Raw genomic sequence first — 19,423 nt, 5'->3', positions numbered from 1 at the left:
CGCTGCGGGCTCCGCGGAGCCGAGTTTCCTGACTCCGCTGCACCAGGACGGCTTCTACATCGGCCCGAACAAGGACTTCCGCACCGCCTGGGTGCCGCTGCTTGCGACGACCCCCGACATAGGCGGCGTCGCCGTCGCCGACGGCAGCCACAAGAAGGGCCCGCGCGAGCACGTCGTCACCGAGAACTTCCGCCGCTTCGGCCACGCCGTGCGCGGTATCCCGGCGGAGGAGTTCGGCGCGGACGAGCAACTGCTGTTCTCGCCCATGGAACCGGGCGACGTGATCATCTTCCACGCCTTCATGTGTCACAAGTCCATCCCGAACGTCTCGGTGGACCCGGTCGGCATGCGGATGTCGATGGACACCCGCATCCAGCCCGCCTCCTCGCACCGCGGGTTCAACGCCCTGACCCCCTGGGCGGAGTCCGCGAAGGACCCCTCCAAGGGAGTCATGTCGAAGATCACCGGCACCCCCACCACCACCGAGTGACATCATTACCCCCGCACCCGCCTCAACCGTCCCCCCACAAACACCTGGGCAGGCAGCGCATGACGAAACGCGAGGGCCTCCCCCCTCTGAAAGGGCCCAACGCGACACCGGAGCCCTCGGCCGGCACAGAACCGGCCGCCGCGGGGCTCAGTGGCATCGCCCTGGTGGTGGTGCTCACCGGATACGCCCTGTCCATCGTGGACGCCTCCATCGTCAATGTGGCGCTGAGCTCGATCAGTGACGACCTCCACGGCGGCCCCGCCGCACTGGAGCTGGTGGTGTCCGGCTACGGCCTCACCTACGCCCTCGGCCTGGTGCTGGGCGGGCGGCTGGGCGACGCCTTCGGCAGACGGCGCCTGTACGCCTACGGGCTCGCGGCGTTCACCGTCACCTCGGCGCTGTGCGGACTCGCCCCGACCATCGAGTTCCTCGTCGTGGCCCGGCTGCTGCAGGGCGCCGCCGCCGCCATGCTCGTACCGCAGGTGCTGGCGACGATCCAGGCGGTCACCGAGGGCCAGGCGCGCGCCCGTGCGATCGGCATGTACGGCGCGACCGCGGCCCTCGGCATGGTCACCGGGCAGATCCTGGGCGGGCTGCTGGTCTCGCTGGACGTCGCCGGGATCGGCTGGCGGTCGGTCTTCGCGATCAATGTGCCGATCGGAGTGGCCGCGCTGCTGGCCGTCCGACGTGTCCCCGCGACCAGGGCCGACGCGAAGCCGGGCTTCGACCCAGTGGGTACCGTGCTGTTCGGTGTCACCATGGTCTGTGTCCTGACCCTGGTCGTGGCGGGCCCCGACCTGGGCTGGCCGCTGTGGCTGTGGTCGCTGCTCGCGGTCGCCGCGGTGGGGGCGCTGGCGCTGGTGCGGGCCGAGCGTGGACTGGAGGCAGGGGGCGGCTCACCGCTGCTGTCCCCGTCGGTGCTCTCCCAGCCAGGGATGCGCAGAGGGCTGGCGGCGATGGTGCCGTTCTCGGCCGGCTTCGGCGCCTTCCTGTTCGTCTACGCGCTGATCGCGCAGGGTCACTTCGGCTTCGACGGGCTCGCCTCCGGCGGGGTGCTGACGCCGTTCGCTGCGGCGTTCTTCGTGGTGACGCTGTTCACCCCGAGGATCGCGGTGGCCCTGGGCAGCCGGATCGTCACCCTGGGCGCCCTCGTCCAGGGCACGGGCCTGCTGCTGCTGGCACTGGTGCTCTGGCTGGGTTGGCCGCATCCCTCCCTGGCGCTCGTGCTCGTCGGGATCGCCTTCTTCGGCGCGGGCGCGGCGCTGATCGGCCCGACGCTGTTCCGGACGATCCTCGCCGACGTACCCCCCGCGCAGGCCGGCATGGGCAGCGGTGTGCTGGTGACCAGCCAGCAGATGGCGACCGCGCTGGGCGCGACCGTCGGCGGAACCCTCTATCTCTCCCTGGCCAGTTGGCTGTCGACGGTGTCGGCGGCCGTGCTCGTGCTCGCCCTGTTGGCATGTTTCTCGGTGACCGTTCTCGTGATCAGTCTGAAGCTCCCCGACCCCAGCTGACACCCGCGCCCCTCGAACGGCGCGATCTGATCAAGACCTTCTCGTTGGCAACGGCGCGCCGTCCTTCGGCGTACCCGCGCGCAGAAGCGGAGACAGCCAAGTGCAGTTACAGACAAGGACAGCCGTGGTGACCGGCGCGGCCAGCGGCATCGGCCTCGCCCTCAGCGCCCGCTTCGCACGGGCCGGCGCCGGCCTGGTCATGGCGGACGTCGAAGGCGACGCACTGCACCGCCGGGCCGCCGATCTCACCGCACAGGGGGCTCAGGTCACCGCAGTGACCGCCGACCTGACCGACCCGGACGCCGTCGAACGGCTCGCGGACACGGCGTTCGACCTACTCGGCGACATCGACGTGGTGTGCAACAACGCCGGGGTCCTCGGCCCCGTGGGACAGCCTCTGTGGGAGGTGCCGCTGGAGCGGATGCGGCAGGTCTTCGAGGTGAACCACTGGGCGCACGTCCTGGTGGCCCGTGCCTTCGTCCCCCGGCTGCTGGAGCGCGGCCGACCCGCTCATCTGATCCACACCGCCTCGATGTCCGCCTTCGTCGTCGGCGCCGGCAGCGCCGCCTACGCCGCCTCCAAGCACGCCGACCTCGCGGTCGCCCGCAGTCTGCGCGCCGATCTGCGGGGCACCGGGGTCCGGGTGTCGGTGCTGTGTCCCGGCCGGGTCGACACCCCCATGGTCCAAGGCGTGACGGCCCCGCGCGGCGCGGGCGGCGACACCTCGGTGAGCGCCGAGGACGTCGCCGGACTCGTGTGGGAGGCCCTCGGCTCCGATCGCTTCTATCTCTTCAGCAACTCCGACGCCCCGCTGCGGCTGCGCGATCAGTTCGACGACGTATGGCGTCATGTTTCCCTTCCACCCCCTTCCCCCGAGGAGGAGCTGTGGCCCGCGCCGAAAGCGACGACCGCGACGATGAAACGCTGACCATCGACCTGGAAGCGGTGAGGGAGAAATATCGGCAGGAACGCGACAAGCGCAGCGTCGGTCGCACCTACCAGTTCGCGCGCGGTGACTTCAGCCGCTACGCGCGAGACCCCTACACCGAGCGACAGGAGCGCGAGCCGCTCACCGACGACGTGGACGTCGCCGTCGTCGGCGCCGGCATCGGCGGCCTGCTGACCGGCGCCCATCTGCGCAAGAAGACCGGCCTGAAGCGCATCCGGCTGATCGACGAGGCCGGCGACGTCGGCGGCACCTGGTACTGGAACCGCTTCCCCGGCGTCCGGTGCGACGTCGAGAGCTACATCTACATGCCGCTGCTCGAAGAGATCGGCACGATACCCACCGAGAAGTACTCCACCGGGCCCGAGATCTTCGCCCACCTCCAACAGATCGCCCACAAGTACGACCTCTACCGCGACGCCCTCTTCCAGACCACCGTCACCGAGCTGCGCTGGGACGAGGCCGCCGTGAAGTGGCTGGTGAGCACCGACCGCGGGGATCTGATCCGGGCCCGGTACGTGGCCATGTCGATCGGTCTGATGCACCGCCCCAAACTCCCCGGGCTGCCGGGCCTGGAGACGTTCGCCGGACACTCCTTCCACACCAGCCGCTGGGACTTCGACTACACCGGCGGCGACAGCACCGGCGGCCTGACCAAGCTGAAGGACAAGAAGGTCGGCGTCATCGGCACCGGCTCGACGACCATCCAGCTCGCCCCGCACCTCGCCGAGTGGGCCGAGCAGCTCGTCCTCTTCCAGCGCACCCCGGCCACGGTCGACGTCCGCGGCAACCGGCCCACCCCGCCCGACTGGGCGGACAGCCTCGAACCGGGCTGGCAGCAGCGCCGGATGGAGAACTTCCACGCGCTGACCTCCGGTATCCCGCAGGACGAGGACCTGGTCCAGGACCGCTGGACCCAGACCACGGCCAAGCTGGCCGCCGCCATCCTGCCCACCGGCGACACCGGGGGCGACCCGAAGGAGCGGGCGCTCGCGGCCGAGCGGGCGGACTTCCTCAAGATGGAGGAGCTGCGCGCCCGCATCGACAGCGTCGTCACCGACCCCGCGACCGCCGCCGCCCTCAAGCCGTACTACCGCGTGTACTGCAAGCGGCCCTGCTTCCACGACAGCTACCTCCAGACCTTCAACCGGCCCAATGTGACCCTGGTCGACACCCAGGGGCAGGGCGTGGAGCGGCTCACCTCGGCCGGGGTGGTCGCGAACGGCCGGGAGTACCCGGTCGACTGCCTGATCTTCGCCACCGGCTACGAGCACGAGTTCTCCGTCCCGTACACGCACCGCGCCGGCTACGACATCGTCGGCCGCGACGGCGTGAAGCTGTCGGAGAAGTGGGCGGACGGGGCGCACACCCTGCACGGACTCCAGGTGAACGGCTTCCCCAACTGCTTCATCCTGTCCAAGATCCAGGCCGGCCGGCACGTCAACATCCCGTACATGCTGGGCGAGCAGACCCGGCACCTGGCGCACATCGTCAAGTGCGTCGAGGAGCGCGGCCACCAGGTCGTGGAGGCCTCCGAGGCCGGCGAGAAGGTGTGGGTCGAGGAAATCCTGCGGCTCGCCGCCAACGACCTCGACTTCCTCGAGAACTGCACGCCCGGCCTCTACAACAACGAGGGCGACCCGAGCGGACTGCCCCTGCTCAACTCCAGCTACGGCGGCGGCTCGGTGGAGTTCGTGAACATCCTCAGGCGCTGGCGCGAGGCGGGCGACCTCGCCGGCCTCGAACTGCGCTGACCCCCTTGCTGGCCCCTCCCTTCTGCGAAAGGCGGCAACGCCCATGGACGTAACGCCGATACCCGGCGCCGCTCTCGGTGCCGTCGTGCACGGCGCCCATGTCACCGACGACATGGACAAGACCCAGTTGGAGGAGATCTGGGCGGCGCTCGACGCGCATCTCGTACTCGTCTTCCGCGGCCACGAGACCCCCTCCTTCGAGGAGTTCCTGGCCTTCGGCCGCCGCTTCGGGTACATCCCGAAGACCGGTCTGACCAGCGGCGCCCACCCCGACCACAACGAGATCCTGATCGTCTCCAACCTGGTGGAGGACGGCCGCAAGATCGGCGTCGGCGACGCCGAGTGGATGGGCTGGCACACCGACTACTCCTTCCGACCCCGCGTCTCCCAGGTCGGCTTCCTGGAGGCCGTGGAAGTGCCGTCCTCCGGCGGCGGGGAGACCCTCTTCACCGACATGTACGCCCTGTACGAGTCGCTGTCGCCCGAAGAGCGCCGACGCCTGCACTCCTACCGGGCCCGCCACGCCCTGCGCACCGGGTACGAGGAGACCATCGAGGAGGAGCTCCAGGGCGAGGTGTCCCTCGGCGAGAGCACCGAACAGATCCAGCCCGAGGACGGCACCTCCACCATCCACCCGCTGATCGCCCGCAATCCGCGCACCGGCCGCCAGTCGGTCTACATCAGCACCCTGAACACCAAGCGGATCGTGGACCTCGCCCCCGACGACAGCCGCAAGCTGCTCGACGAACTGCTGTCGCACGCAGGCAAGCCCCAGCACACCTACGCCCACACCTGGCAACCCGGGGACATCGTCGTATGGGACCAGCTCGGCACCGTCCACGCCAAGCAGGCCTTCGACCCGGCCGAACGGCGCATCATGCGCCAGGTCGTCAGCATCTTCGACGACCCGACCGACCCCTGGCGCGCGGAGGTCGCCGCATGAGCACCGCTCCCGCCTGCCTCAGCCACGGCCGGGTCACGATCACCCCGGCGCTGCGCGCCGCCGTCGACCGGCTCGACCACCGCTCACGTCATCAGGCGGCCTACCACTTCGGCTGGATCACCGTCGGCGGGGCGCCCACCAGCGCCGACGCCGGCAAGGCCGTACGGCCGGCGCTCGCGCTGCTGTCGGCCGAGGCGGTCGGCGCACCGCCGGAGGTCGCCCTGCCCGGCGCCGTCGCAGTGGAGCTCGTGCACAACTTCTCCCTGGTGCACGACGATCTGATGGACGGCGACGAGGAGCGTCGCCACCGGCGCACGGTGTGGAAGCTATGGGGTCCCTCCAGCGCCATCCTGACCGGTGACGCGATGCTGGCGCTCGCCCAGGAGGTGCTGCTGGACACCGGGCTGCCGACGGCGGCGCCCGCCGCCCGGCTGCTGGCCCGCACCACCCGGCATCTGATCCGCGGCCAGGTCCAGGACCTGTCCTTCGAACAGCGCTCGCACGTCACGGTCGAGGAGTGCATCGACATGGCCGCCGGCAAGACCGGCGCGCTGCTGTCGGCGAGCGCCGCGATCGGCGCCGTCCTCGCCGGGGCACCGGAGGCGACGGTGGACGCGCTGGCGCTCTACGGCGACCAGGTCGGCGTCGCCTTCCAACTCGTCGACGACGTTCTCGGCATCTGGGGCGACCCGGCCGTCACCGGCAAGCCGGTCCACTCCGATCTGCGCTCCCGCAAGAAGTCCCTGCCGGTGAGCCACGCACTGAACCAGGACGGCCCGCTCAGCGACGAACTGGCCGCCTGGCTCACCACCCCCGGCGAACCCGGCGAGGAAGAACTGCGGCGCGTGGCCGGCCTGATCGAGGGCGCCGGCGGCCGGGACTGGGCGCTGGCCGAGGCCGCCCGGCGGATGGCGCTGGCCGAGGACACGCTGCGCAGTATCAAGTTGGATGCCGGCGCGCGGGACGGACTCCTCGCGCTCGGGCGGTTTGTCGTCGACCGCGAGGTCTGAGACCGAGCCGGCCCCCGTACCCGTATGCCCCTTTCTGACTTCTGACTTCTGACTTCTGACTCTCCGATCAGCGCTCCACCCCCGCCAGGGCACCACCATGCCCGCTGCCCCTCCGCAACCCACTCCCAAGGATTCCGTCATGCCCCAGGACGTCGACTTCCACATACCCCTGCCGGGGCGGCAGAGCCCGGATCACGCGCGGGCCGACGCCGAGCAGCTCGCCTGGCCACGGTCGCTCGGGCTGATCAAGTCCGAGGCGGCGGCGACGCGTCATCTGCGCGGCGGCTACGCCGACCTGGCCTCCCGCTTCTACCCGCACGCCACCGGCGCCGACCTGGACCTGGGCGTCGACCTGATGTCGTGGTTCTTCCTCTTCGACGACCTCTTCGACGGGCCGCGCGGCGAGAACCCGGAGGAGACCAAACAGCTCACCGACGCGGTCGCGGCGGCGCTGGACGGCCCCCTCCCCGACACCGCGCCCCCCATCGCCCACGGCTTCGCCGACATCTGGCGGCGCACCAGCGAGGACATGACACCCGCCTGGTGCGCGCGCAGCGCCCGGCACTGGCGCAGCTACTTCGACGGCTACGTCGACGAGGCGGAGAGCCGCTTCTGGGACACGCCGTACAACTCCGCGGCCCAGTACCTGGCCGTGCGCCGGCAGACCATCGGGGTGCAGCCGACGGTCGACCTCGCCGAGCGCGCGGGCCGCTTCGAGGTGCCGCACCGGGTCTTCGACAGCGCCGTGCTCTCCGCGATGCTCCAGATCGCCGTCGACGTCAACCTGCTGCTCAACGACATCGCCTCGCTGGAAAAGGAAGAGGCCCGCGGCGAGCAGAACAACATGGTCATGATCTTGCGCCGGGAGCACGGCTGGTCCAAGGACCGCAGCGTCGCCCACATCCAGAGCGAGGTGCGCGCCCGCCTGGAGCAGTACCTCCTGCTGGAGTCCTGCCTGCCGCAGGTCGGCGACATCTACCGGCTCGACGAGGTCGAGCGCGAGGCCCTGGAGCGCTACCGCAACGACGCCGTGCGCACCGTGATCCGCGGTTCCTACGACTGGCACCGCTCCTCGGGCCGCTACGACGCCGAGTTCGCGCTCGCTGCAGGTGCCCAGGGCTACCTGGAGGAGCTCGGCAACTCCGCTCACTAGCAGCACCGCACACCAGCAATGGGCCCCGCGCCCGGCCGTCGCGGCGGCACAGCTGTCAACAGACCGGAACAGCTGCCAACGGATCAGTAGAGATGGGAAGTTGAGAATCGAATGACCGAGCAGACCACCTTCTCGGCGGGAGCGGCGCCCGGGGCGCTCCCCGTCGTGGGACACGCCCTCCAGATAATGCGTCACCCCGTGAACTTCATGGCCTCGCTGTCGGCCCACGGCGACCTGGTCGAGATCAAAATCGGCCCCACCACGGCCTACGTCCCGACCCACCCCGAACTGCTGCGGCACGTCCTGACCAACGACCGTATCTTCGACAAGGGCGGCATCTTCTACGACCGTGCCCGTGACATCGCCGGCAACGGCCTCGTCACCTGCCCGTTCGCCGACCACCGCCGCCAGCGCCGGCTGATGCAGTCGGCGTTCACCCGCGGCCAGCTCAAGCGGTACGCCGAGGCCATGCACGCCGAGATCGAGGACACGGCGTCGCGCTGGCAGGACGGCATGGTCGTCGACGCTTTCCAGGAGATGTACGGCCTGGCCCTGCGTACGGTCGGCCGCACCCTGTACTCCACACCCGTCAGCCCCGAGCTGGCGGCGAAGGTGGAACGTTCCTTCGACGTCGTGCTCAATGGCCTGTTCCGGCAGATGTTCCTGCCGGCCTCGATCCGCCGGCTGCCCCTGCCGTCCCAGCGCCGCTACAAGAGCAACCTGGACTTCCTGCACGAGACCACCCAGCAGCTCATCGACGACTACCGCAGCTCCGACACCGAGCGCGACGACCTGCTCGCCGCCCTGATCGCCTCCCGCGACGACGACGGCGGCAAGCTCGGCGACAAGGAGATCCACGACCAAGTCATCACCGTCATGGCGGCCGGCACCGAGACCGTCGCTGCCACCCTCACCTGGGTCTTCTACCTCCTCTCCCAGCACCCGGAGATCGAGGCCGCGCTCTACGACGAGATCGACACCGTCCTCGACAGCCGCGCCCCGCAGTGGGACGACCTGCCGAACCTCTCCCTGGCCGACCGGATCATCTCCGAGACGCTGCGACTGCACCCGCCGGCCTGGCTGTTCACCCGCCTCACCGCCTCCCCGACCGAACTCGCGGGCCGTCAGCTGCCCACCGGCTCCACCGTCGTCTTCAGCCCCGCCGCGGTCGCCCAGTACGAGGACGCCTTCGACAACCCCAAGAAGTTCGACCCCGACCGCTGGCTCCCGGACCGTATCGCGCCGGCCTCCCGCCACGCCTACGTGCCCTTCGGCACCGGCGCCCGCAAGTGCATCGGCGACCTCTACGCACGCACCGAGGCGACCCTGGGGCTCGCCACCATCCTCGGCCGCTGGCGGGTCACCTGCGAGCCCGGGATGGACATCCGCCCGGTCCCGCTGGCCACCGTCTACCACCCGCGCCGGCTGCGCCTGAGGCTGGACGCACGCACCCCGCGCCGGAAGACCTCCGCCGTCCCCGTACCGGCCGGGGGTGACGTGACGTGAGCGAAGGGAACGTCGTCCTGGCCCAGCCGCCCGGCTTCTGCGCGGGCGTACGGCGCGCCATGGGCATCGTCGAGCGGGCGCTGGACCTGCACGGGGTGCGCTCCGCCGCCGCCGGCCGACAGCTCGAAGTCATCGACGCCACCCGCCCGCTGGTCTCCAAGGTCCACCAGCGAGCGGTGCGCTTCGCCCGCGACGGCCGCACCATCCTCCTCGTCGGGCACGAGGGCCACGAGGAGGTCGAGGGCGTCCTCGGTGAGGCCCCCGACCGGATCGTCGTCACCTCGAAGGGGCCTGGCTGAGGCGCCTGAAAACCGGGGTCCTTCATGGCGATACCGCGGATGGCTGCACCGGCACTTGTACGTCGCCCAGGTCATCGGACCTCCTCCTCGCCGAGCCCGTCGGCTCCAGCCGTTCACCCCCGCTTGGTCCCTTGCTGCGGGCCAGGATGCTGCCACGTAGTCGGCCAGTCGTCGAACTCCACCACAGGAATCCCGTCGACCACCAGCGTGTAGAGGGCCTCATCGGCTGCATGTACAACCCGAAGCACTGCGGAAACGTCTCAGAGATGACCAGTTGGGTGCGAGAGGAGGGGCCTGTGCGCTGGAGTGACTGGACCGGAGGCCGACGAGCGATCAGGGCTGCCGTGGCGCCGATGCCGGCTACGACGCCGCCTATCCCGACTATTCGGCGGAGGACGCGCAGGACTGGGTTTCGTTCGGCGACCACGTGACGGTCTTCCACGTCAGAAAAGGCAGTGAGAAGCAGGCACGCGGTAACGGCGGGCGCAGCGCGGAGATCGTTGTCGACAAGGTGCTGTACAGCAGAGACGGTGCGAGAAATCTGCCGGACAGCTTCCGTGCCGAGCTGTGGCCGGTTCCGTGTGTCCCGTGGGTCAAGGCCGGTCACACCTACCTGGGCCTGCTGGTGTTCGACAGCGTCGCAGGTGAGCCGTCCACGTGGCGGCCGGTGTACAGCGGAGGGGTACTGCCCTACGACAACGAGTCCATCGGCACCGGCGAGATCGAGGGAAAGGAAGGCGAGATGCCTTATGAGGACCTGTCGCCGTTCGGACTCTCCAAACAGATGCACGGCGAACACGCTCTGACACTGCAGAGCCTCCTTCGGAAGACCGAGCCGTACGCGGAGGCGGCGAAGCACCCGAACCTGTCGCCGGGCGAGCGGTACGAGCGAGTGCGTGAAGGCCGGGAAGCGCGACGCGACGAGTGAGGAGTCGAGGCGGGCTCACGCCACTGAGCGAGTACGAGGCGTACGACAACGAGCACAGGCCTCACCACACGAGGCGGCGACCCGATGCCCGAGTCGGGCCGGCTCCCCCTGGATCCGGCTGTGCCCCCACCTCGGATTCTCCCGGGCCAGCCGCAGGACGAGCTTCTTGTCGTCCATAGGACTACCCGGCAGCCGTCACCGGCCCAGGCGAACGTGACGGTCTTCCACACCCTCAGCTTTCGTGATCCTGTTCGACCTGTCGATGGACTACCAGGTCTTCGTGATCAGCCGGATCCGGGAGGCCGCCCTGCGCGGAGTGCGCCGTACCCGCCACAGCACCGAACAGGCCCCCGCCCCCTGGAATCGGTAGGCTGATCGACTCGAATGTCGGCACCTCAACTCCCTTACGAACGAGGTGAACCACCGTGAATCAGTGGCAGCAGCAGCCGGGTGACCGGCCCACCCCGGACCGTATCCGCCGCTGGAACTCAGCAGGCTGGGTCGTGTTCGGCCTGCTGCCCCCGGCCGTCGCCGTGCTCGACGCGTCGCCGGCCCGGAGGTACTGGCTGCTCGGCCTGCTCACCCTGATCGCGCTGTGTTACACCGTCGTTCTCACCCGGCCGGACAACCCCGTCCTGCGTCGCCGTACCTACCTCGTCGTCCTCGCGCTCGTCCTGGGCGCGACGTCCTACCTTCTGGACGGCGGGGCTGCCTTCTACGTGGTGTCCCTGCCTCAGTTCTGGCTCTTCACCCGCGCCCCGCGGGATGCGATCACGCTCAGCGGGGCTGCCGCGGCCCTCACGGTGTTCGGCGGCATGCTCGGCCAGGGCTGGAGCCCGCTATTCCGCACAGGGAACGTGGTGTTCACTGTCGTCGCCTACGTCGCCGGGGTGGGCCTGGGGCTGTGGGTGCACCGCTTCGTCGGCCAGAGCCACGAGCGGCAGGAGCAACTCGCGACCGAACTGGCCGTCACTCAGAAGGAGTTGGCGGCCGCGTATCAGCAGCAGGGGGCGGCCGAAGAGCGCGAACGGCTCGCCCGGGAGATCCACGACACCCTCGCCCAGGGCTTCGCCTCCATCGTGGTGCTCGCGGAGGCCGCCCGCGCCGTCACCGTCACCGACCCCGTGCGCTGCGCCGAGCAGCTCACCTCCATCGAGCAGACCGCGCGCGAGAACCTGGCCGAGGCCCGGGTGCTCGTCGGCTCCGCCCCCGAGAGCGGCGTCGCACCCGGCTCGCTGGCCACCACCCTGCGCAGGACCCTGGATCGTTTCGTCCAGGACACCGGCCTCACCGTCACCACCGAACTGCCCGACATCGACCTGGACCAGCGCACCCGCGTCGCCCTGCTGCACTGCACGCAGGAGTCCCTCGCCAACGTGCGCAAACACTCGGGCGCCTCCACCGTCGGAGTCGTCCTCACTGAACTCGCGGGCGGTGTCGAGCTGGAGATCACTGACGACGGCTGCGGCTTCGTGGTCGAGGAGTCCCGTGGATTCGGCCTCGACGGCATGCGCCGGCGGCTGGCCGAACTCGACGGCGAACTCGCCGTCACCAGCTCCCTCGGGGACGGCACCCGTGTCCTCGCCAGCCTTCCCACGCACAGTCAGGACTGACCATGACCGCGCACGAGACGGCGGTGCCGGGTCAGCAGTGTGCTCGGGGTGACCAGCCGGTGGCGGCGTAAGTCGGCAGAAGATCAGGCAGAGCAGCCGCAGACCCACGATCAGTGATCGTGCCCATACTTGGGCGAACGAAAAGCTCCAGGTCAACCACCGCGCGGCAATAAAGACACCCTTCAGGGTTGGCCCCCGGTGACGCCGCTCCTGGCGGTGACGGGTGGCTGCCTCGGCGCCTTGGTGGTCGGTATGGGGGCGGCCTCTATAGGACTTGATCGACTGCGGCCATAGCCGCCCAGCAAGCCCGCGACCAGGCCGCTCACCCTGGCCGAAAGGGCAAAACGGGGGTGATGGCCCCAGCTCAGTCCCTCCCTGGAGAGCCTCCGGACAACGCCGACAGGAGAAGCCCGGTGAGGTCTTGGCGCCGTTGTTTCCCGAGCACGCGTTCCAGGGCGGCATCCACTTCGGCGTAGGCATCGCGCCCTGCCCGCAGGAGTTCCTGACCAGTTGCCGTGACGTGGAGTTCTGCGGTGCGGCCTCGTCCCGGGTCGGTGCGGCGCTCGACGGCACCGCGCTCTTCCAGTTGCCGGACGGTGGCTTGGGCACTCTGTGCGGTGATCCCTGCCCTACGGCCCAGTTCGCTGTAGGACATGCCCGGCTCCCGCAACAGGTGGCCGAGGGCCGAGAGATGACGCAGCGTGTAACCGGTCGGCTTGAGTGCCCGTTCGACGTCCTGACGCGCTCGCCGTCCCAGGGCAGCGAGCAGGAAGGCGGTGCTGGTGGGCGGTGGCTGGGCGGTCACGACACCTCGTTCCTCCTCGGAAAGTTTCAGCTTGACTTTAACTGGAGTTCCAGGCAATCTCCAGTTCCAGCGGGCGCGGCGCAGGACTGGGCCCCGAGTTTCAGGCCAGCTGAAACATAAGGGAAGTGGACCTTGCGGTGACCCCTGCACCCCGTGGAGACCGAAACCGGTGGCGATTCCCGACGGGTCGATCATGAACATCACATGGCCGGGGCGACGAGCACCAGGACCGTCCCCGAGCCACAACACCCCAGGACGATCACCGCAGATGCCTGGTGATCCGGATGAAGCGAGATGACCGAGATGAAGCTCCTCGTGGTCGGCGCCAACGGCGGCCTGGGCAGGCAGGTGGTCACCCACTCCCTGGAGCGCGGACACCAGGTGACCGCACTCGTACGACGGGGTGTGGGGCAGGCGGAGACGCCGGGGCTGCGCATCGTAGAGGGTGCCGTGGGCGATGACCTGGCAGCCGTACGCCGCGCTGTCGACGGGCAGGACACGATCGTCAGCGCACTGGGCAATCCGCTCTGGCTCAAGGCCCGTACCGGCTCAGCGGTGATGGCCCGGGCCACCGCAAATCTGGTGGCCGCCATGCATCTGCATCGGGTACGGCGTATCGCCATGGCGCTGGCCTGGGGAAGTGGTGCCTCACGACAGCAGACCGCGTGGCCGCTCAAGGCGCTGACCCGGCTGCTCATCCGCCGCGACTACCAGGACTTCGACACCGCGGAGGCGATCCTTGCCGCCTCGGGGCTCGACTTCACCATCGTGTACTTCGGCTCGCTGACCGACCAGCCCGCCTCACCCGCCTGGTCCGCACACCCCGACATCAAAACCCCCCTCGCCCCTGGCGATCAGCCGCGCCGACCTGGCCCAGTGCCTGCTGGGCGCCGTCGAATCCCCCAGCCCCACCGCCGACCGCCTCTCGGTCAGCGGCGCACCGAAAGGATGACGCTCCCATGGACCTCACGGGCAAGATCATTGTGCTGACGGGGGCGAGCTCGGGTCTGGGAGCCGAGGCCGCCCGCCTGCTCAGCGCCCAAGGCGCCGCACTGCACCTCGTGGGCCGCGACGAAAAACGCACAAGGGCCATCGGCGAGAAACTGCACGCACCCACCTACACGGCCGACTTCACCAGCCTGTCCCAGACCCGCAGTCTGGCCGCGCAGTTGGCCCACGCCGTGCCGAACATCGACGTACTGGCTCTCAACGCCGGAGGCGTCATGCCCCCACGCCTCACCGACGACGGGATCGACGCCAACTTCCAGGCCAACGCCCTGGCGCCGTGGCTGCTGATGACACAGCTGGCCGGGAAGCTCGGTACCGGCCGCGTCCTTCTGACCAACTCCCGGTCCCACAACAACGCCGTCCTTTCCCCGCACAATCTCGCCTCCGCCCTCGCGGGAGAGCCGCGTGTGTCGGGCCACCGCACCTACGCCCGGGCCAAGCTCGCCGCCGGAGTGCTGCTACGCGAGTTCCACCGCCGCAACCCGGGCGTGGACGCCGGTGACTTCCACCCCGGCATCATGGCCTCGGACTTCGGCCGGTACATGGGCCGCACCGGCAGCCTCCTGAAGATCGCCGCCCGCCCGTTCATCGGCACCCCTCGCCAAGGCGCCGAACGGCTGGCCGAACTGGCCATTCACCAACAGGCCCTTGCCGGTGCCTACTTCGTCCACACCCGCCGCGCCAATGGTTCTGCCCAGCTCCATAGCCAGGAGCTCGGCACGGCCCTGTGGGAAGCAGCCAACCGCGCGACTGCCGCATAGCCCGGTCAAGTCGGTCCGGGCACCCGAGCCCACAGCCAGCGCCACGTCAGCCTTTCGCGGCCGACCCGCCCGTCGACGAGTGACGAGCAGTTGATCGCGAAAGCGCCATGTTCATCTCAAGGCCCAGCGTGCGGTGCAGCGCAACCGGCAAGGCCCCGGATCGCATTGGCACCCACTGGCGTGATCCTCCCCATTGATTTACAGTCTGACTGAAACAGTCTTTCAGTCAAGCTGTAACTCGGCAGGAGGGGCCGCATGGCCAGGGATATCCCAGTGCCGATTGGGGTGCGGGCACAGGAGGTGATGGTCGGGCTGCTGAGCCGGCTGCCGGATCGGGTGCGGTCGGCGATGGCGGGACCGGAGGTCATCGTGGACGGTGAAACACTGGCCGTCGATGCCCGCTTGCTGATCCGCTCCCTCGGCGGCAAGGAGTCGGCTCTGGTGGTCGAGGACTCACCGGAGCTGTCCCGCGCGGCACTGGAGCGCAGCGCACCGATGCTCCGTGCCGGCCGGCGGCCGACGCAGGCGGTGACGGTGTCCGAGGTATGCCTGAAGGGCGGGCAGAACGCTCTGGAAGCAACCTTGCACGAACCCACGTCCCGCCCCGGAACGTCGGGTGCGCTGGTGTTCTTCCACGGCGGAGGCTGGGTGATCGGCAGCCGCGCCGGATATGACCACGTGGGACGCTTTCTCGCCGAACACTCAGGCCACCGAGTACTGTCAGTGGACTACCGGCTCGCACCCGAGGCCCCGTTCCCCGCCGCGGTGGACGATGCGCTGGCAGCATTCGACGACACCGTTTCGCGGGCTGAGGAATTCAGCATCGACCCGGACAGGATCGCGGTCGGTGGGGACAGCGCGGGGGCCACGCTCGCCGCGGTGACCGCCCGTCGTGCCGCCGGGCGGAAGCACGGTCCCGTCCCGGCGGGGCAGTGGTTGCTGTATCCCGCCACCGACCTGGCCACTCGTCATGCGTCCCGGGACACATACGGCAAGGGATTCCTGCTGACCGACGACGACATCCTCTGGTTCCAGGATCACTACCTTCCCCCTGGAGTGGACCGTACGGATCCGGATGTGTCGGTCCTCTACGGCGAGGTCGCCCCGGACACGCCGCCGGCGCACCTCGTCACGGCGGGATTCGATCCGCTGCGTGATGAAGGTGAGTCCTACGCCGACAAGCTTCGCTCCGAGGGTGTCTCGGTCGCAGCCGTCCGCGAAGCAGACCTACCTCACGGCTTCCTGCCGTTCGTCCATCCCGGCCCCCGGTTCAACCAGGCCGTCACCGCAAGCGCTCACGCGCTGCGCCGTCACGCGCCGGTCGTCGAACATCGCTCCGACATTGTTGACCAGCACGCTCAGGGCACCGTCCGCCGCCACACGGTCGGCAAGATCCCGTACCTCCGCCAGGGATGCGAGATCGGCGGTGACGAACCGGGCCTCCGTGACGGTGCCGACGGCGTTGATGCGCTCGACGGCGCTGCCGCCCCGCACCGCATCGCGGCCGACCACGGTCACCGCGTATCCGGCCGTGGCGAGGCCCACCGCGGTCTCCAGACCGATTCCGCCGGTTCCCGCTGTGACGAGCGCGCGCCGGTTCATTATTCCTCTTTCTCCCTGTCGCTACGACGGGGCACACTCTGGGATCCGACGAACTGTGCCCGGTGGCCTTCTGTCGCACCTCGGGGCCCTCCTGCCACCGGCCCGCAGTGCCTGCACCGAGGCAGCGTGGCCCTCTCCTGGCGAGTTACAGTCTGCATGAAACTTGGTTGCAGTCAAACTTCAACGTTGGCAGAGGGAAACAAATCATGTGCTGATCTGGAGGCCCGATTCGATCGGCGTCACCTGCGCGTTCATTGTCAGCAGCCCACCAGTTTCGTCAGGTCGGCCGAATTCGCGCGACAGAGTCGCACACGCTCGCTCAGCGACGACGTAGAGCTTGACACCCTCCTGTTGGAAACTGTCAGAATCCGTTCACTGACGAAAAGTTCTGATTGCTCGCGTGCCTCACCATCAAGGAGAGGAGATCGCCTTGGCGGTCACTCGCAGATCGTTACTGCTCGCAGGCGCCGCGGCCCCCATCACCGGGGCGCTCGCCACGGCATCCCCCGCACACGGCGCGGCCCCGTCCCGCGCCTTGGGAGGCCGGACCATCCCGCTCACCGACGGCTGGCGTTTCGCCCTGGTCAACCCCGGCGGGATCACCGACCCGACCGGTGCCTACGACAACGCCCACGATCCCCGCTATGACGACTCCACCTGGCGCGAGGTCGCGGTACCGCACGACTGGAGCATCGAGCTCGCCCCGACCACCGACCACGGCACCAACGGCGGCACCGGCTACCTGCCGGGCGGTCTCGGCTGGTACCGCACGACCTTCACTCTGCCGCCCGCCTCCGCGGACAAGAGGATCTCCGTCGAGTTCGACGGGGTCTACATGGACTCGTACGTGTACTGCAACGGGCAGCTCATCGGCAACCACCCCTACGGATACACCGGGTTCGCCCTCGACCTCACCGATGTGGTGCACACCGACGGCACCACACCCAACGTCCTGGCCGTCAAGGTCCAGAACCGACTGCCCAGCAGCCGCTGGTACTCGGGCAGCGGCATCTACCGCCACGCCCGGCTGGTCGTCACCGACCCGGTCCACGTGGGGCGCTGGGGCACCCAGGTGACCACACCGGACCTCGCCACCGCGCTCCGCGCCGGGCAGGCGACCGTCCGCGTGCGGACCAGCGTGGTCAACGAGTCCGGCGCCGACCGGTCCGTCACCGTCGTCTCCACGGTCAAGGACCCCGATGGCCGCACGGTGGCCCGGGCCCGCTCCGCCCTCACGGTCGGGGCCGCCGCCACCCGCCCGGCCACGCAGGAGATGACCGTCGAGAAGCCGCGGCTGTGGTCGTTCGACACGCCCCTGCTGTACACCCTGGAGACCGAGTTGCGGGTCGGGGACGAGACCACCGACCGCTACCGCACCCCCTTCGGCATCCGCCACATCGCGATCGACCCCGACAAGGGCCTCACCCTGAACGGCGCATCCGCCAAGATCCAGGGTGTCAATCTCCATCACGACCTGGGCGCCCTCGGCGCCGCGTTCAACATCGACGCGTTCCGGCGCCAGATGACCATCATGAAGAGCATGGGCGTCAACGCTCTGCGCACCTCGCACAATCCCCCCGCGCCCGAGGTGATCGAGGTGTGCGAGCGGCTCGGCATCGTCATGATGGTCGAGGCGTTCGACTGCTGGCAGACCGGCAAGACCACCTATGACTACGGCCGCTTCTTCGACGCGCACTGCGAGGCGGACACCGCCGAGATGGTCGGTACGGCCCGCAACTCCCCCGCGGTCATCATGTGGTCCATCGGCAATGAGATCACCGACTCGACCACCACACCCGGTCTCGCCATGGCCCAGCGGATCATCGACGCCATCAAGGAACACGACGACACCCGGCCGATCGTGATCGGCTCCAACAAGTACCGCGGCGGGCCACCCGCCGCCGGCTCCCCCGCCGACCTGATGCTCGCCAAGGTCGACGGCCTGGGCCTCAACTACAACATCGCCTGGACCGTGGACGCCCTCCACGCCCGGTATCCGCGACTGTTCCTGTTCGACTCCGAGACCTCCTCCGAGACCTCCTCCCGCGGGGCCTACCAGGAGCCGCAGCACCTCAACACCGCCGAGAACCAGACCCCGGGCAGGCGCGAGGCGTCCAGTTACGACAACAACCTCGTCTCCTGGGCGGCGAGCGGCGAGTACGAGCTGAAGAAGGAGCGGGACCGTCCGTTCCTCGCCGGGCAGTTCCTGTGGTCCGGCATCGACTACATCGGCGAGCCCACGCCCTACAAGGTGTTTCCGGTGAAGTCTTCCTTCTTCGGCGCGGTGGACACGGCCGGCTTCCCCAAGGACATGTACTACCTCTTCAAGAGCCAGTGGACCAGTGAACCGATGGTCCATCTGGTCCCGATGAACTGGACCGACCACCGGCCGGGCGACGACGTCGAGGTCTGGGCCTACGCCAACGTGGACACCGTGGAGCTCTTCCTGAACGGCGTCTCCCTCGGCGTCCGGAAGTTCGACACCAAGAAGACCACCGACGGCCGCTCCTACCTGGAGACCACCGAGCCGACCGGCGACGACAAGACCGTCACCTCCGGCACCTACCCTGGCAGCTACACCAGCCCCAACGGCAGCGCCGGAAAACTCCACCTCACCTGGAAGGTTCCGTTCGCACCGGGCGAGCTCAAGGCCGTGGCCCGGCGCACCGGCCGGGTCGTGGCCACCGATGTGCTGCGTACGGCGGGACGGCCGCAGGCCATACGGCTCACCCCCGACCGCGGGACCGTGGACGCGGACGGCCGGTCGCTGTGTTTTGTGACCGCCGAAGTGGTCGACGCCCACGGCGTGGTGGTGCCCGGCGCCGACCAGCTGATCTCCTTCAAGGTCACCGGAGGCTCACTGGCCGGTGTCGACAGCGGACGTCAGGAGAGCGCGGAGCGCTACCAGGCGAGCTCCCGCGCCGCCTTCCACGGCAAGGCCCTGGCCATCGTCCGCCTCGACCCGATGCGCACCAAGCTGACCTTCGAGGCACTGGCCTGGCCCAAGGGCACCCCGGCCCAGGACGACCGCTGTGTGGTGCCGCAGAAGCCTGCCTGATCACCGGTCTGGTCAGCGCGGCGGGGCAGGCAC

The 19,423-nt window shown here is 69.3% G+C and carries 16 protein-coding genes and 3 pseudogenes; 16 read left to right on the top strand and 3 right to left on the bottom strand.

Annotated features, from left to right (window positions below; genetic code table 11):
• From CCN51_RS31845 to CCN51_RS31800, 10 genes and pseudogenes are all read left to right on the top strand, one after another.
• A partial coding sequence (locus CCN51_RS31845; RefSeq protein WP_143675940.1) for a phytanoyl-CoA dioxygenase family protein occupies nucleotides 1-490 on the top strand: 490 nt, incomplete at its 5' end.
• 59 nt (nucleotides 491-549) lie between these two features.
• Entirely contained in the window at nucleotides 550-2,004 is a 1,455-nt protein-coding gene (locus CCN51_RS31840) for an MFS transporter (RefSeq protein ID WP_014182239.1), read from the top strand.
• Nucleotides 2,005-2,104: 100 nt separating this feature from the next.
• Entirely contained in the window at nucleotides 2,105-2,932 is an 828-nt protein-coding gene (ptlF, locus tag CCN51_RS31835; RefSeq protein ID WP_043488310.1) for a 1-deoxy-11-beta-hydroxypentalenate dehydrogenase, read from the top strand.
• Between the two features lie 17 nt (nucleotides 2,933-2,949).
• On the top strand, nucleotides 2,950-4,704 hold the full coding sequence (gene ptlE / locus CCN51_RS31830; protein WP_014182241.1) for a neopentalenolactone/pentalenolactone D synthase: 1,755 nt from the start codon (nucleotides 2,950-2,952) through the stop codon (nucleotides 4,702-4,704).
• 43 nt (nucleotides 4,705-4,747) lie between these two features.
• Complete coding sequence (gene ptlD / locus CCN51_RS31825) at nucleotides 4,748-5,647, top strand: neopentalenolactone/pentalenolactone F synthase (protein ID WP_014182242.1); 900 nt, start codon at nucleotides 4,748-4,750, stop codon at nucleotides 5,645-5,647.
• Nucleotides 5,644-6,657, top strand: coding sequence for a polyprenyl synthetase family protein (locus tag CCN51_RS31820; protein WP_014182243.1), 1,014 nt, complete (start codon nucleotides 5,644-5,646; stop codon nucleotides 6,655-6,657). Before ptlD ends, CCN51_RS31820 begins: the two co-directional genes overlap by 4 nt.
• 139 nt (nucleotides 6,658-6,796) lie before the next feature.
• Nucleotides 6,797-7,810 (top strand): pentalenene synthase, encoded by a 1,014-nt coding sequence (gene ptlA / locus CCN51_RS31815; protein ID WP_014182244.1) that lies wholly within the window; start codon nucleotides 6,797-6,799, stop codon nucleotides 7,808-7,810.
• A 111-nt stretch (nucleotides 7,811-7,921) separates the two neighbouring features.
• Nucleotides 7,922-9,316, top strand: coding sequence for a pentalenene oxygenase (gene ptlI / locus CCN51_RS31810; protein WP_014182245.1), 1,395 nt, complete (start codon nucleotides 7,922-7,924; stop codon nucleotides 9,314-9,316).
• A gap of 59 nt (nucleotides 9,317-9,375) precedes the next feature.
• Nucleotides 9,376-9,594, top strand: a pseudogene (locus CCN51_RS31805) (hypothetical protein); the annotation flags it as partial.
• 448 nt (nucleotides 9,595-10,042) lie between these two features.
• Complete coding sequence (locus CCN51_RS31800; RefSeq protein ID WP_014182247.1) at nucleotides 10,043-10,543, top strand: hypothetical protein; 501 nt, start codon at nucleotides 10,043-10,045, stop codon at nucleotides 10,541-10,543.
• A 69-nt stretch (nucleotides 10,544-10,612) separates the two neighbouring features.
• On the opposite strand, the pseudogene CCN51_RS58095 reads toward CCN51_RS31800, so the two are convergent.
• A pseudogene (locus tag CCN51_RS58095) lies at nucleotides 10,613-10,711 on the bottom strand (helix-turn-helix domain-containing protein); the annotation flags it as partial.
• A 73-nt stretch (nucleotides 10,712-10,784) separates the two neighbouring features.
• Between CCN51_RS58095 and CCN51_RS59395 the strand changes: the two are divergent.
• Together CCN51_RS59395 and CCN51_RS31790 are read left to right on the top strand one after the other, a co-directional pair.
• A complete protein-coding gene (locus tag CCN51_RS59395) occupies nucleotides 10,785-10,913 on the top strand; it encodes a hypothetical protein (RefSeq protein ID WP_014182248.1) in 129 nt (42 codons plus the stop codon).
• Between the two features lie 55 nt (nucleotides 10,914-10,968).
• Nucleotides 10,969-12,156 carry a sensor histidine kinase gene (locus CCN51_RS31790; RefSeq protein ID WP_014182249.1) on the top strand — a complete coding sequence of 396 codons (1,188 nt, stop codon included), beginning with the start codon at nucleotides 10,969-10,971 and terminating at the stop codon, nucleotides 12,154-12,156.
• 364 nt (nucleotides 12,157-12,520) lie between these two features.
• Here CCN51_RS31790 and CCN51_RS31785 read toward each other — a convergent pair whose 3' ends face one another.
• Entirely contained in the window at nucleotides 12,521-12,961 is a 441-nt protein-coding gene (locus tag CCN51_RS31785; RefSeq protein ID WP_014182250.1) for a MarR family winged helix-turn-helix transcriptional regulator, read from the bottom strand.
• 294 nt (nucleotides 12,962-13,255) lie between these two features.
• Here CCN51_RS31785 and CCN51_RS31780 point away from each other — a divergent pair, with 294 nt between their 5' ends.
• From CCN51_RS31780 to CCN51_RS60180, 3 genes and pseudogenes are all read left to right on the top strand, one after another.
• Nucleotides 13,256-13,951, top strand: coding sequence for an NAD(P)-dependent oxidoreductase (locus CCN51_RS31780; RefSeq protein WP_014182251.1), 696 nt, complete (start codon nucleotides 13,256-13,258; stop codon nucleotides 13,949-13,951).
• Nucleotides 13,921-14,730, top strand: coding sequence for an SDR family NAD(P)-dependent oxidoreductase (locus tag CCN51_RS31775; RefSeq protein WP_014182252.1), 810 nt, complete (start codon nucleotides 13,921-13,923; stop codon nucleotides 14,728-14,730). The genes CCN51_RS31780 and CCN51_RS31775 overlap by 31 nt, the downstream gene beginning before the upstream one ends.
• Before the next feature lie 255 nt (nucleotides 14,731-14,985).
• A pseudogene (locus tag CCN51_RS60180) lies at nucleotides 14,986-15,915 on the top strand (alpha/beta hydrolase); the annotation flags it as partial.
• 42 nt (nucleotides 15,916-15,957) lie between these two features.
• Here CCN51_RS60180 and CCN51_RS31765 read toward each other — a convergent pair.
• The gene (locus CCN51_RS31765; protein ID WP_014182253.1) at nucleotides 15,958-16,332 is read right to left on the bottom strand and encodes an SDR family NAD(P)-dependent oxidoreductase; all 375 of its coding nucleotides are present in this window, start codon (nucleotides 16,330-16,332) and stop codon (nucleotides 15,958-15,960) included.
• Nucleotides 16,333-16,762: 430 nt separating this feature from the next.
• Between CCN51_RS31765 and CCN51_RS31760 the strand changes: the two genes are divergently transcribed.
• Nucleotides 16,763-19,390 carry a glycoside hydrolase family 2 TIM barrel-domain containing protein gene (locus CCN51_RS31760; protein ID WP_245881716.1) on the top strand — a complete coding sequence of 876 codons (2,628 nt, stop codon included), beginning with the start codon at nucleotides 16,763-16,765 and terminating at the stop codon, nucleotides 19,388-19,390.
• Nucleotides 19,391-19,423 lie beyond the last annotated feature (33 nt).

Source organism: Streptomyces milbemycinicus (assembly GCF_002154605.1).
Classification (GTDB): domain Bacteria; phylum Actinomycetota; class Actinomycetes; order Streptomycetales; family Streptomycetaceae; genus Streptomyces; species Streptomyces milbemycinicus.
This window is presented reverse-complemented; position numbering and strand designations above follow the sequence as displayed.